The following is a 13,053-nucleotide window of genomic DNA, read 5'->3' as shown; positions in this document are numbered from 1 at the left end:
GGGGATCATGCCGGGTGACGGGCGGCATGGTCGCGATGCAACCGCGCCCGCTTGGCCTCCCAATCCATTTCGATGCCTTCACCCCGGTCGAGCTGATCCGCCGCTGTCTGGATGTCCTGACGGAGTCTTTCCAGCTTGGTCGCATCGGCTTCACGGAACTGGGATTCGATCTGGTCCTTGTAGATCGAGACGGCATGAATGAAAAACTCATCAGCGGTGGGAAAGTCCCCCGCCTGAACCGACTCGTTCACGAACTGACTGAGGTCGTCCGGAAGTTGAATGGCTACCTGTGTCATGACGTGGCCAGCATAACCATCCGATTCCGACTTGTCGAGCGCCCCCTTTCACGCCTTCAGCCGCTGGACAAACGCGGCAAAGCCGGTGGCCTGTTTTTGCAGGCGGGCGAGGAGGTCCGCATCCTGGATCTCGCCGTCTTTCAGCACCTGGCCGACGCCGGGGATGAAGACGCGGTTCGGGTACAGGTGGGCATTGCGATAGCCGAGGATGTGCTGGAGCTGCTCCACCGACCGCAGGGCGCCCCACATGCCGGCGGCGAGGCCGACGAAGCAGACGGGCCGGTTTTCAAAGCTGGCGGGGAAGGGCAGCATGTCGATGAAGTACTTCAGCACGCCGGGGAAGCTGCCGTTGTACTCGGGCGTCACGATGACCACGCCGTCGCTGGCCAGGATGGCCTCGGCAAAGGGGGCAAAGGCGGCGGGTTTTTCCGCATAGGACGCGGGGTTGAAGATCTCCGGCGGCAGGTCCGCGAGATCCAGCACCTGGCAGGTCACGCCTGCTTGGGTGTACAGGCGCTCGATCAGCGTGGTGAGGAGGCGGGTGTTGCTGCCGGGGCGGTTCGTCGCACTGAGGAGGGTGATCATGGGGCCAATGAAGCTGCTGCGCGTGCTCACGCCAGCAACTTCGGCACCAATTCGCCATGCACATTCGTCAGCCGCATGTCCAGGCCCTGAAATTTCACCGCCAGCTTCGTGTGCTCAAAGCCCAGCAGGTGCAGCAGCGTGGCGTGGAGATCATGCACATGCACGGGATCCTCCGTCACGTTGAAGCCGAACTCATCCGTGGCGCCGAGCGTGAGGCCCGGCTTTAGCCCGCCGCCGGCGAACCACATGGTGAAGGCGTTCGGGTGGTGGTCGCGCCCGTCGCTGCCGCCCTGCACCATCGGCGTGCGGCCAAATTCGCCGCCCCAGATCACGATGGTGTCCTCCAGCAGGCCGCGCTGCTTCAAATCCCGCACCAGGGCCGCCGCAGGCTGGTCCGTCAGGCCGCACTGGTCTTTCAAACCTTTGGTTAGGCCGCCGTGGTGGTCCCAAGCCTCATGGAAGAGCTGCACAAAGCGCACGCCGCTCTCGATCATGCGGCGGGCTAACAAACAGTTGTTGGCAAAGGAGGCCTCGCCCGGCTTGGCCCCATACATGTCCAGGATGTGCTGCGGCTCCTGGGAGATGTCCATCACCTCCGGGGCTGTGCGCTGCATGCGGTAGGCCAGCTCAAAGCTGTTGATGCGGGAGGCGATTTCCGGGTCCCCCATCACGCCCAGGCGCTCTTCATTGAGCTGCTTCAGCACATCCAGCGTGTTGCGCTGCGTGGTGTCGGTGACGCCCTTCGGGTTGCTCAGGTACAGCACCGGCTCCCCACTGCTGCGGAAGGGCACGCCCTGATAGACCGTGGGCAGGAAACCGCAGCCGAAGTTTGACATGCCGCCGCTGGGCCCTTTCTGCCCGCTTTGCAGCACCACATAGCCCGGCAGGTCCTGGTTGTCCGTGCCCAGGCCATAGAGCGTCCACGCGCCAAAGCTGGGCCGCCCAAAGATCTGCGCGCCTGTGCTCATTAGGATCTGCGCCGGGGCGTGGTTGAAGGCATCCGTCTTCATGGACTTCACGATGGTGAGGTCATCCGCCAGCTTCGCCGTGTGCGGCAGCAGCTCGCCGATCTCCGCCCCGCTCTGCCCATGCTTGGCGAATTTGTACTTCGACCCCATCAGCTTGCTGTTGGGATTGATGAAGGCGGCGCGGTAGCCTTTCAAAAGATCCGCCGGGGGCAGCTTGCCATCCCACTTGGCCAGCTCCGGTTTGTTGTCGAAGAGCTCCAGATGGCTCGGCGCACCCCCCATGAAGAGGTAGATCACCCGCTTGGCCTTGGCAGGATAGTGCGAACGCTTCGGCAACAGCGGGTTCACCGCCGTGGGGGACGCCCCCGCCGCCGGGGCCAGCAGGTGCGCGGCTGCCAGGCCCGCCATCCCCACGCCGCATTCTTTGAAGAACCAGCGGCGGGTGCAGTAGCGGGCGTATTCCGCGTGTAGCTCACTTTCCAAATTCATGTCAGGGAGAGTAACGTCCGCCAAGGCCCCCGGCTAGCATCCGGGTGTGCAGGACATGAAATCAGGCCGGATCATCCATGGCCCCTCACTCCGGCTTCACGGAAAAGTCGCTGTCGTCCAGGGAGCGCAGCACCAGCTCGCGAGGCACGCAGAAGTCGTCCATCTCCAGGCAGCGCAGGATGCCATCGGCGATGTGTTCGGGCTTCAGGAAGAGCTGCTTGGGCGCTTCACGCTGGGAGGCATCGTCCCAAAAGGCTGTGTCCACACCGCCGGGAAGGACAGCGGTGACGCGAATGCGGTGGGCGGCGGCTTCTTCGGCCAGGCCCTGGGTAAAACCACGCACGCCCCACTTGGCCGCGCAATAGACCGTCTCGCTGGGGATGCCGCGCAGGCTGGCGGTGGAGATGACGTTGACGATGTGGCCGCTGCGCCCCGGAATCATGGCACGCAGGGCGGCCTGGGAGCCGAGGATGGTGCCCTTCAGGTTCACGTCCAGCATCACGTCGATCTCGCCCTCCGTGTAGTCGGGGATCCAGCGATGGCGGGCCAGGCCGGCGTTGTTGATCCACACCGTGGGGCTGCCCCAATGGGCCACCGTTTCCGTCACGATGCGGGCCACGTCATCGCCCCGGCTGATGTCTGCCGTGATGGCCAGCGCTTGGCTTTCAGGCAGGCTGTTCAGTGCCTGGGTCAGCGCGGCGAAGTCCAGGTCCACCAGCGCCACCTTGGCCCCACGGGCGATGAGGGCCTGGGCGGTGGCGAGCCCGATGCCGCGCGCGGCCCCGGTGATGACGCAAATCTGTCCTTGGAGGTTCATGCCCGGACCTTGCCCAGTGATGGACTCTTGCCAAGCCTGCCTTCAGGTGAGCAGCGTTTCCGGCAAAAAGACGCCCTGATTCACCATGCCCAGATTCGTCACCGTCACGCGGGCGAGAAAAGCCAAAGGTAGCCCGCTCAGTCCCTGAGCGGTGAGCAACCTCGAAGCCTCAAGAACTCTCCTTCCAGGCTCGCCCCGCCGATGGCACCCCGCGCATCCATCCTCACCCAAGCGGAGGTCTGTGACCCTTCGACCCTGCTATCCGCTCAGGGACTGAGCGGGCTACCTTTGAGTGCTCTTGTGCTCCTCTACAGCCGCGTTTCCGGCAAAAAGACGCCTTGATTCACCATGCCCAGATTCGTCACCGTCACGCGGGCGATCTCGCTCAGCGCCTCGCGGGTGAGAAAGGCCTGGTGCGAGGTGACGAGCACATTGGGCAGCGAGAGCAGCAGGGCCAGTGTGTCGTCCTGCAACACCGCGCCGGAGTGATCTTCAAAGAAGATGCCTTCCTCTTCCTCATACACATCCAGCGCCACACCGCCGAGGTGGCCTGATTTCAGTGCCTCGATCAGCGCGGCACTGTCCACCAGCTTGCCCCGGCTGGTATTGATCAGGCAGGCCCCCGGTTTCATTTGCGCCAGCGTTTCCCGGTTCAGCAAATGGTGCGTGCCTGCTGCCAGCGGCAGGTGCAGAGACAGCACATCGCTCACGCGCAGCACCTCCTCCAGCGAGGCATAACGTATTTTGTGTTCAGTCGCCCAGGCCTCCTGGGGAAAGGGATCGTGCGCCAGCACCTGCATGCCAAAGCCCCGGAAGATCTCCGCCGTGCAGCGGCCGATCTTGCCCGTGCCCACGATGCCCGCCGTCTTGCCGTGCAGGTCAAAACCCACCAGCCCCGCGAGGGCAAAATTGTGCTCCCGCACGCGGTTGTAGGCGCGGTGGATCTTGCGGTTAAGCGTCATCAAAAGCGCCACCGCATGTTCCGCCACGGCATGGGGGGAGTAGGCCGGCACGCGGGTGACGGCGATGCCCAATTCCCGCGCCGCGGGGAGATCCACCTGGTTGAATCCGGCACACCGCAGCGCCACCAGCTTTACCCCCGTGGCCGCCAGTTTTTCCAGGCAGGGGCGGTCCAGTTTGTCATTCACAAACACGCACACAGCCTCCGCCCCCGCTGCGGTGGAGGCCGTCTCCGCCGTCAGGCGAAAGTCATGAAATGTCCACTGCAAGGCAGCAGCCCCTTCAGCCGCCAGTGCGGCCTCATGGTCATAGGGTTTGGTATCGTAAAAGGCGACTTTGATCATGGTTGTAAAGGGAGTTATTCAGGGAGGGTGTCTTTGCCACGGCCACCGCCAAAGCGGATCCATTTTTCAAATTCCACGGCGGCAAAGGAAAGCAGGGTGACGATGAGGATCTTCCCCCAGGAGCCCGCGCCCAGCGGCTGGGTGTGGAAGAGCTTGTTCATCACCGGGGTGTAGGTGAAGAGCATCTGGGCAGCGATCATCCCCAGGGCTCCGAGGATGGCCAGGCGGTTGGTCCACAGGCCGATGGAGAAGAGGGAATGGTTCAGGGAACGGCAGCTAAACAGGTAGGCGATCTCCACCATGACGATGACATTGATGACGGCGGTGCGGGCGGCGGCCTCCGTCTGGCCCGGCGTCTGCATTTCATCCATGAACAGCCAGAAGGCCCCGAGGATCATGATCAGGGAGATCAGGCCCGTGCGCATGAAGAGCGGAAAGGTCAGCAAGGGGCGTTTCGGATCGCGCGGTGCCCGCTGCATGAGATCCGGCTCATTCGGCTCAAAGACGAGCATGAGGCCCAGGAACACCGCCGTGGTCATGTTCACCCACAGAAGCTGCACCGGCAGCACCGGGAGGGTGAGGCCAAAGAGGATGGAGACGAGGATGATGGACCCTTCGCCCAGGTTCGTGGGCAGCGTCCAGACGATGAACTTGCGCAAGTTGTCAAAGACGCCGCGCCCCTCCTCCACGGCGGCCTGGATGGTGGCAAAGTTGTCGTCCACCAGCACCATGTCGGCGGCCCCTTTGGCCACATCCGTGCCGGTGATGCCCATGGCGATGCCGATGTCTGCCTGCTTCAGCGCGGGGGCATCATTCACGCCGTCCCCGGTCATGGCGACGACGTGGCCATAGGTCTGCAGGGCCCGCACGAGGCGTAGCTTTTGCTCCGGAGCCACGCGGGCGAAGACTTCCACCCGGTGGGCCACTTCGGGCAGATCTGCTTCGCTGATTTTTTCCAGCTCCTGCCCAGTCAGGGTCTGCACCCCGTCCCCCGTGGCGATGCCCAGCTTTTCCGCGATGGCCCTCGCCGTGAGGGCGTGGTCCCCCGTGATCATCTTCACCAGGATGCCCGCACGGCGGCAGTTCGCCACCGCAGCGATCGCCTCCGGGCGCGGCGGGTCGATCATGCCCTGCAGGCCCAGGAAGGTCAGGCCTTCCTTCACATGTTCGTGCGACAGGTCGCCCTCCTCCGGCACGCTGTGGCTGCGGGCGCAGGCCAGCACTCGCATGCCCTGGGAGGCCATGTCTGCCACCGCCGCACGGATGGCTTCCCGATCTAGAGGGAGGATCTGGCCCTCGCTGCCCAGCATGTCCGGGCAGCGTTCCATCAGCCGCTCCACCGCACCCACCTTGTAGATCACCCGCCCGCTTTCATGCTCATGCAGCGTCGCGCGGAACATGTGCTGGGATTCAAAGGGGATCATGCTGTGGCGCGGTGCATCCTTCACGGAGGCCGCATGGTCCAGCCCCGCCTTGGCCCCCGCCACCAGCATGGCCGCCTCCGTTGGGTCCCCCTGCATGAAATGCCGCCCGTCCTCCATGACGAGCTGGGAATCGTTGCACAGCACTCCGGCGCGCAGGCATTCCAAAAGGGCCGGGTGCGCCGCAGGGTCCAGTTGGTTTCCTCCCGCATCCAGCACGTCCCCGCGCGGCTCATAGCCCACCCCGGAAAGCTGGTACTCCACCCCGCCCGCATGCACGCGCTGCACGGTCATCTGGTTCTCGGTGAGCGTGCCTGTTTTGTCTGAGCACACCACCGTGGTACTGCCCAGGGTCTCCACCGCAGGCAGCTTGCGGATGATGGCGCGGCGTTTGGCCATGCGGCTGACACCGATGGCCAGCACGATGGTGACCGCCGCAGGCAGCCCCTCCGGGATGGCCCCCACGGCCAGGGCGACTGAGGCCATGAACATCTCCACCGGCGGCTCGCCCCGCCCCACCCCCACGGCAAAGGTCACCACGGAGAGGCCTAGGATGACCCAGAGCAGCAACTGGCTGAAGGCGGATATTTTGCGCGTCAGCGGCGTGGAAAGCTCCACCGTGTCCGCGATCAGCCAGGCGATGCGGCCGGTCTCCGTTTTGTCCCCAATCGCCGAGACCAGCCCCTGCGCCGTGCCATAGGTCACGGCAGTGCCGGCAAAGGCCTGGTTCTTCCGGTCCGCCAGGACGACATCGTGGCCCAGCACGTCCGCATGCTTTTGCACCGGCAGGGATTCCCCCGTCAGGGCAGACTCATCCACCTGCAGGCTGTGGACCTCAAACAGCCGCAGATCCGCCGGGGTGCGGTCCCCGCTTTGCAGCAGCACCACATCCCCCGGCACCAATTGGGAGGAGGGCACGCGCTGCTTGCGCCCTTCGCGGCGTACGGTGGCCTCGGTGATGACCAGGCTGTTCAGCGCATCAATGGCCTTTTCGGCCTTGGCTTCCTGGATGTAACCGATGATGGCATTGGCCAAAACCACGCCAAAGATGACGCCCGAATCCACCCACTCCTGCAGCAGCGCCGTGATCACGGAGGCCGCCACCAGCAGGTACACCAGCGGCTGGTGGAACTGCTGGAGGAAACGCCGCCACCCCGGTGTGCCGGCGCGGGCGGAGATGCTATTGGGCCCATACTTGCGTTGCCGCCGTTTCACCTCCTCCTCCGTGAGGCCGTGCTGGCAGTCCGACCTCAGCAGGCGGGTAACTTCCGAAGTTTCCAGCTTGTGCCAGTCAGGTGATTCAAGGGTGGAATCAGATTTCATCGTGGTCATGCCCAGATTTCAATTCGCTCGTGCGCCCATCGTCTAACAAAGTTTGTGCTCAAGTGGCCAAAGCCGACGGGAACATGATTACATGCTCGCGACCCATGTCCGGGGCAATGCACAATCGCCTGTTGGGCGAAAGGGATGCGAAGTTATGACAAGGAAGGCCTGCTGGAACTCAAGATCGGGTTGATGACTCCGGGGAATGCCCAGGGTTTGTGTCATCAGGACCGGCCTCATGATTCGCAGGTGCTTCGTCATCCGGCTGTTCAAAAGGTTTGAGCAGGGCTTCGCGCACTTGGTCCTCATCCACGATGCGGGCCAGGACCGTGACCTGATCCCAGCCTTGGAGGCGGGAGTTGCCTTTGGGGGTGAGGACCTCGTTGTCGCGGGTGATGAGGGTGATGACCGCGCCGGGAGGAAGGTGAAGATCACGGATTTTAGGGCCGGGCCTGCCCTTGGGATCTGGCAGATCCACCACCACCAGATCCAGCTCGCTTTTCGCCATGGTGACGAGTTCCAGCCCATACCGCTGCATGGGGCGGGAAGGCGTGGAAAGCCTGAGCCAGCGGGCGACTGAGCTGAGGGTGGAGCCCTGGATGGAGATGGACAGGATGACGGCGAAGAACACTAGGTTAAAGACATCCTCCCCCACCTCCATCCCGGCGGCGAGCGGATAGGTGGCGAGGACGATCGGCACGGCCCCGCGAAGCCCCGCCCAACTGGTGAAGAGCTTGCTTTTGGCATCCAGCCCCATGCCCAGAGTTCCCAGCCAGACGGCCACCGGGCGGGCGATGAAGGTGAGCACGACAAAGAGGATGATCCCATCCACCCACAGGCTGGCCCAGCGGCTGGGGAAGACCAGCAGGCCCATGAGGACAAAGACGCCGATGTTGGCAATCGTCGCCAGGGCGGCGGAGAAATTGCGCACGCCCTGTTTGTAAATGAAGTGGCTGTTGCCCATCACAAAACCAGCGGTGAAGACCCCTAGCATTCCGCTGGCATGGCACATTTCGGTGACACCATAGGTCAGCAGCACCACCCCCAGAAGCAGCACATAATAGTAGCCGCGATCCTGCGGATTCAGCCGGTTGAAGATGCTGAGGGCCACCCGGGCCAGCACCCAGCCCAGGACGGGCCCCGCCGTGAATTTCCAGATGAACATGCCGATGGTGGCCAAGCCCCGGCTCTCACCTGAGGTCAGGCTTTCAATCGCAGCCATGGTCAGCAGAATGGCCATAGGGTCATTGGCCGCGCTTTCGATCTCCAAGGTGCCGGAAAGGCGCGGCGGGAGAGACTGACGGCGTAAAATGGAGAAGATGGCCGCTGCATCTGTGGAGGAGATGATCACCGACAGCAGCAGCGCCTTTTCATACGACCAGCCCAGCACGCCCCACAGGCAAAGGAAGGAGGCGACAGCCGTGAGAATGACGCCCCAGGTGGCCAGCCCGCCCGCCATGAGGGCCACGGCTTTGAGGTCACTGTGCTTGGTGGCGAAGCCGCCTTGGAAGAGGATGAAGACCAGCGCCACATTGGCCACCTGATTGGTCAGGGAGACATCCTCAAAGTGCCAAAAATTCAGCACATCGCTGCCAAACAAAATGCCTGCCCCCAGCGCGACCAGGATGACGGGCACGCTGAAGCGGTCCAGCCACACGGAGGCCAGCACCACGAGGATGAGCAGGGAAGGAATGAGGATGTAAGCGATGTCCATGAAAGTCAGTGGGGAGCCTCATGCACCCTTACCTCCCTGCGCTGCACCTGACAGCGCCAATTTGCACCCCGAGGCGGATCTGCCGATGGCCGCGCCGCCTCAGCCATCCGTGCGGATGTCCGTCGGCGAGCGGCCGCTCCAGGCCTTGAAGGCGCGGGAAAAATGCGCCGCGCTTTTGTAGCCCAGCTCACTGGCCACCGCCTTCACCTGTGCATCCGGCTGGCGCAGCTTGATGGCCGCCTGGGACAGCTTCAGCCGGGTCAGGCAGGCCAGCGGCGTCTCCTCATCGTAGCGTTTGAAAAGGCGGGTCAGATACGCGGCGGAGACATGGCAATGGCGCGCGGCTTCCTCGATGTTCGCCAGCACCGGGTAGTTCCTCAAAAGGTGGCCGCGACAGCGCAGGTAGGTGGCATAGGCCGGGTCCAGCTTCGTCGCCGCAGGCTGGCGGCTGTCTGCACACAGCACCAGCGCGTGCTCCAGCGCGGCACTGGCCGCCCGCAGGCCCAGGCGGCCCCCGCGCAGCGCATGGTCGATCACCTCTTCCAGCAGGCCGATGACCCGGCTGGCATCCAGCACGCGGATCAGCGCCCCCGCATTCAGCCCCAGCTCCTCCAGCAGCGCGGTGGCACGCGGCCCGGTGAAGTTGAAAAAGTACTTCACCATCGGGTCCTCCGCATCGGACCGGATGACGTGCGGCGTGTGGGGATCAAAAAAGTACGCGTGGCCGGTGCCCAGCTCCTGCATCCGGTTCGCCAGCGTCACGTGGCCCTTGCCGCGCGAGACGAACTCGAAAGCAAGAAATGGAAAGCTCTGGCGGTCCACCACAAAGTCCGGCGCACACCACTCGCAGCCTCCCCCCACCAGGCACAAGCCGCCGCGCTCTCGCTGCCTTTCCTTCCAGTCCGGCAGGTAAAAGCGCCGGGTGCGCATCACCTGGGTGGAAAAGTAGTCGGCTTGTTCAGTGGCGGGCATGAGGGTGGTGGAGACCAAAGGCGGAAGTTCACGGCTTCTTGCGGCCAGAGTCAAGAATCGTCATCCGCCTGCCAAAGATGGGCACACGCAAAATCTTGCCTCTTTGCCCGCCTCTGCGCCAAGCTGCGAGACAACCCCATGTCCTTGCCCCAACCTCTTCGCGGCATCATCCCGCCCCTGGTCACCCCTTTGTCCGGTCGCGACACTCTCGATGTCGCCGGTCTCGAACGTTTGGTCGAGCACCTCATCACCGGGGGCGTGCATGGCCTCTTCATCCTGGGCACCACCGGCGAGGCCCCCAGCCTGAGCTATCGCCTGCGCCGCGAGCTGATTGAGCGCACCTGCCAGCTCGTCAAAGGCCGCATCCCCGTGCTCGTTGGCATCACCGACACCGCCTTTGTCGAAAGCGTGAACCTCGCCCGCTACTCCGCCGATCAAGGCGTCAGCGCCGTGGTCACCGCCCCGCCTTATTACTTCCCCGCCGCCCCGCCGGAACTCCAGCAGTACATCGAGGACCTCGTGGCCGAAATGCCGCTGCCCATGTTCCTCTACAACATGCCCGGCCTGACCAAGGTGAGCTTTGACATTGATCTCGTCCGCCGTGCCTTGGACATGCCCGGCATTTGCGGCGTGAAGGACAGCTCCTGCGACATGATCTACTTCCACCGCCTCATCGAGGTGGCCCGTCAGCGGCCCGAGTGGAGCATCCTCGTCGGCCCTGAAGAGCTCACCGCCGAAGCCGTGCTTCTGGGCGGGCATGGCGGCATCAATGGCGGGGCCAATTTGCACCCCAGCCTCTACGTCAAAATGTACGAAGCCGCCGCTGCGCAGGATCTGCCGCTCACCCGCCAGCTCCACGCCGAGGTCATGCGCCTCGCAGGCAGCATCTACACCGTGGGCCGCCACAAGAGCGCCATCATCAAGGGCATCAAATGCGGCCTGTCCCTCCTGGGCATCTGCGACGACCAGATGGCCGAGCCCTTCCAGCGCTTCCGCGAACCCGAACGCGAGATGATCCGTGAAAGACTCAGCGCTCTTGGCTTGATTCATTGACCGGTATGTACAACCACGGAATACACTGAATACACGGAAAGGATTGAGGAATGGATATGCCTGACTTTTCTTTTCGAGTGTTTGTAGCTTTTCACCACCCCGAGATTCCGGGTAAAGGAGTGCTTATGTCACTCGTTTATGAACAGGAAAGTTACTCCATCCGTGGGGCCGTGTATGAAGTGTACAAGAACAAGGGCTGCGGTTTCGTCGAGCCTGTTTACCAGGAGTGTTTGCAAATCGAGTTTCTGCTCCGTGATCTGCCTGCCGTGCCCCAGCCACGCCTTCAGTTAGACTACAAAGGTCATCCTCTGAGATGCGAATACATTCCGGATTTTATCTGTTACGGAAAAATCATCGTTGAACTCAAGGCCGTCTCAAAGCTCGCGGATGAGCATCGAGCCCAAGTCCACAATTACCTCAAAGCCACCGGTTACAAACTCGGGCTGCTGATCAACTTCGGTCATTACCCCAAAGTCGAACTGGAACGAATCGTCCAATAAATCCAAGCCATCATGCTCCGCAAATCCTTCTTCCTCCTTCCGTGTGTTCTGTGTCTTCCGTGGTTGTCCCTCTCCGCTTCTGAACCCGCCCTGCTGAAGTCCGAGTTCATCTACGATACCGGGCCGTATCCGCAGATCCACGCCACCACGATTGTGGAAACCCCCACGGGCCTGGTTTCGGCCTGGTTTGGCGGAACCCATGAGAAGAACCCGGATGTGGGCATCTGGGTGTCCCGTTTGGTGGAGGGCAAGTGGACGACGAGCGTGGAGGTGGCCAATGGCGTGCAATACACGAAGGCCGATGGCACCGTGGTGCGCCACCCCACCTGGAACCCCGTTTTGTTTCAGCCCAAAGAAGGTCCCCTCATGCTCTTTTACAAGGCCGGGCCCACGCCTGAAAACTGGTGGGGCATGCTCACCACCTCTGCCGATGGCGGCCAGACCTGGGACCAGCCGCACCGCCTGCCCGAAGGCATCCTGGGCCCCATCAAGAACAAGCCGGTGCAGCTTCCTGATGGCAGCATCCTCTGCCCCACCAGCAATGAAACCAAGGAGAAGATGAGCAAGTGGACCGTCCACTTTGAGCGCACTCGCGACCTGGGCAAAACCTGGGAGCTCATCGGTCCGGTGAACGATGGTGTGGCCATCCAGGCCATCCAGCCCAGCATCCTTTTTCTGGGGGGCGACAAGCTGATGGCCCTGGGCCGTTCCCGGCAGGACAAGGTCTTTGAGGTCACCTCCGAAGACAATGGCAAAACCTGGGGCGAGATGCGCCTGGGCACCTTGCCTAACAACAACTCTGGCACCGATGCCGTGACCCTGAAGGACGGCACTCACCTCATCATTTACAACCACATCGGCGGCACCCCCGGCAAATGGGGAGGCAAGCGCACCCCGCTGAACATTTCCGGCTCCAAGGACGGCCGCACCTGGCAGGCAGGCCTGGTGCTGGAAAGCGACCCCGGTGAATACAGCTACCCCTCCATCATCCAGGCTAAGGACGGCCTGGTCCACGTCACCTACACCTGGAAACGTCAGAAGGTGAAGCACGCCGTCATTGATCCTTCGAAGCTGGTCCTCCGCGATCTCGTGGACGGCCAGTGGCCGCAGTAAAAGAACGCGTTTTTTGTTAGGCGATCAAGCACATCACTGCATAAGTCATGAAAACCATCGTCCTCTTTTTTTGCCTCATGGTCTCCCTCTGCTCGGCGGATGAGGCCACCCTCGCCGCAGTCACCGCTGCGGATGACGCCCGCGTGGCCGCCATGAAATCACCGGACCGTGACAAGCTGGCTGCCGTCTTTTCCGATGACCTGAACTATGCGCATTCCAATGGCGTGGTGGATACCAAGGCGGGTTTCATGGACATCCTCACCGAAGGTCGCACAAAATACGCGGGCTACGACTATGAGGAGCGGAAGTTCACCTTTCCCGCCCCAGGCATCGCCCTCATGACGGGACGTGCCCGCATCCAGGCCATCACGGACAAAGGCAAGATGGACAGCGTGCTCAGCTTTCTGGGCGTGTGGCGGCTGGAGAAAGGCCAATGGCGTTTCCTTGCCTGGCAGTCCTGCAAGCTGCCTCCCGCGACCCCGGCGAAGTGAAGCTGCG

At 62.8% G+C, this 13,053-nt stretch carries 12 protein-coding genes; 4 read left to right on the top strand and 8 right to left on the bottom strand.

Features of this window, described 5'->3' with window-relative positions; all coding sequences use genetic code 11:
- Positions 1–5: 5 nt before the first annotated feature.
- The 8 genes from ABEB25_RS06170 to ABEB25_RS06135 form a co-directional block, all read right to left on the bottom strand.
- Positions 6–296, bottom strand: a complete 291-nt coding sequence (locus ABEB25_RS06170; protein WP_345735510.1) for a hypothetical protein — start codon at positions 294–296, stop codon at positions 6–8.
- A 48-nt stretch (positions 297–344) separates the two neighbouring features.
- Positions 345–911, bottom strand: a complete 567-nt coding sequence (locus ABEB25_RS06165; protein ID WP_345735509.1) for an NADPH-dependent FMN reductase — start codon at positions 909–911, stop codon at positions 345–347.
- The gene (locus ABEB25_RS06160) at positions 908–2,338 is read right to left on the bottom strand and encodes a DUF1501 domain-containing protein (protein ID WP_345735508.1); all 1,431 of its coding nucleotides are present in this window, start codon (positions 2,336–2,338) and stop codon (positions 908–910) included. Before ABEB25_RS06160 ends, ABEB25_RS06165 begins: the two co-directional genes overlap by 4 nt.
- An 85-nt stretch (positions 2,339–2,423) precedes the next feature.
- Positions 2,424–3,155, bottom strand: a complete 732-nt coding sequence (locus tag ABEB25_RS06155; protein ID WP_345735507.1) for an SDR family oxidoreductase — start codon at positions 3,153–3,155, stop codon at positions 2,424–2,426.
- A gap of 308 nt (positions 3,156–3,463) precedes the next feature.
- Entirely contained in the window at positions 3,464–4,456 is a 993-nt protein-coding gene (locus ABEB25_RS06150; protein ID WP_425571982.1) for a 2-hydroxyacid dehydrogenase, read from the bottom strand.
- Between the two features lie 17 nt (positions 4,457–4,473).
- Entirely contained in the window at positions 4,474–7,203 is a 2,730-nt protein-coding gene (locus ABEB25_RS06145; RefSeq protein ID WP_345735505.1) for a cation-transporting P-type ATPase, read from the bottom strand.
- A 178-nt stretch (positions 7,204–7,381) separates the two neighbouring features.
- The gene (locus ABEB25_RS06140; RefSeq protein WP_345735504.1) at positions 7,382–8,917 is read right to left on the bottom strand and encodes a potassium/proton antiporter; all 1,536 of its coding nucleotides are present in this window, start codon (positions 8,915–8,917) and stop codon (positions 7,382–7,384) included.
- A 99-nt stretch (positions 8,918–9,016) separates the two neighbouring features.
- Complete coding sequence (locus ABEB25_RS06135) at positions 9,017–9,889, bottom strand: helix-turn-helix domain-containing protein (protein WP_345735503.1); 873 nt, start codon at positions 9,887–9,889, stop codon at positions 9,017–9,019.
- A gap of 138 nt (positions 9,890–10,027) precedes the next feature.
- On the opposite strand from ABEB25_RS06135, the gene ABEB25_RS06130 reads away from it, so the two are divergent.
- The 4 genes from ABEB25_RS06130 (at position 10,028) to ABEB25_RS06115 (ending at position 13,046) form a co-directional block, all read left to right on the top strand.
- Complete coding sequence (locus tag ABEB25_RS06130) at positions 10,028–10,942, top strand: dihydrodipicolinate synthase family protein (RefSeq protein WP_345735502.1); 915 nt, start codon at positions 10,028–10,030, stop codon at positions 10,940–10,942.
- 125 nt (positions 10,943–11,067) lie between these two features.
- Positions 11,068–11,442, top strand: coding sequence for a GxxExxY protein (locus ABEB25_RS06125; RefSeq protein ID WP_345735628.1), 375 nt, complete (start codon positions 11,068–11,070; stop codon positions 11,440–11,442).
- Positions 11,443–11,505: 63 nt separating this feature from the next.
- On the top strand, positions 11,506–12,555 hold the full coding sequence (locus tag ABEB25_RS06120; protein ID WP_345735501.1) for a sialidase family protein: 1,050 nt from the start codon (positions 11,506–11,508) through the stop codon (positions 12,553–12,555).
- Positions 12,556–12,602: 47 nt separating this feature from the next.
- Positions 12,603–13,046 carry a nuclear transport factor 2 family protein gene (locus ABEB25_RS06115; protein ID WP_345735500.1) on the top strand — a complete coding sequence of 148 codons (444 nt, stop codon included), beginning with the start codon at positions 12,603–12,605 and terminating at the stop codon, positions 13,044–13,046.
- Positions 13,047–13,053: the final 7 nt, after the last annotated feature.

Origin of the sequence: Prosthecobacter algae, from assembly GCF_039542385.1 — a bacterium.
Taxonomy (GTDB): Bacteria; Verrucomicrobiota; Verrucomicrobiia; order Verrucomicrobiales; family Verrucomicrobiaceae; genus Prosthecobacter; species Prosthecobacter algae.
Note: the sequence above shows the minus strand (reverse complement) of the source record. Positions and strands in the feature narration are given on the sequence as shown.

Coding starts and splice junctions, on each gene's coding strand:
- ABEB25_RS06170 (WP_345735510.1), bottom strand. CDS start 296: ATGACACAGGTAGCCATTCAACTTCCGGACGACCTCAGTCAGTTCGTG.
- ABEB25_RS06160 (WP_345735508.1), bottom strand. CDS start 2,338: ATGAATTTGGAAAGTGAGCTACACGCGGAATACGCCCGCTACTGCACC.
- ABEB25_RS06155 (WP_345735507.1), bottom strand. CDS start 3,155: ATGAACCTCCAAGGACAGATTTGCGTCATCACCGGGGCCGCGCGCGGC.
- ABEB25_RS06145 (WP_345735505.1), bottom strand. CDS start 7,203: ATGAAATCTGATTCCACCCTTGAATCACCTGACTGGCACAAGCTGGAA.
- ABEB25_RS06140 (WP_345735504.1), bottom strand. CDS start 8,917: ATGGACATCGCTTACATCCTCATTCCTTCCCTGCTCATCCTCGTGGTG.
- ABEB25_RS06135 (WP_345735503.1), bottom strand. CDS start 9,889: ATGCCCGCCACTGAACAAGCCGACTACTTTTCCACCCAGGTGATGCGC.
- ABEB25_RS06130 (WP_345735502.1), top strand. CDS start 10,028: ATGTCCTTGCCCCAACCTCTTCGCGGCATCATCCCGCCCCTGGTCACC.
- ABEB25_RS06125 (WP_345735628.1), top strand. CDS start 11,068: ATGTCACTCGTTTATGAACAGGAAAGTTACTCCATCCGTGGGGCCGTG.
- ABEB25_RS06115 (WP_345735500.1), top strand. CDS start 12,603: ATGAAAACCATCGTCCTCTTTTTTTGCCTCATGGTCTCCCTCTGCTCG.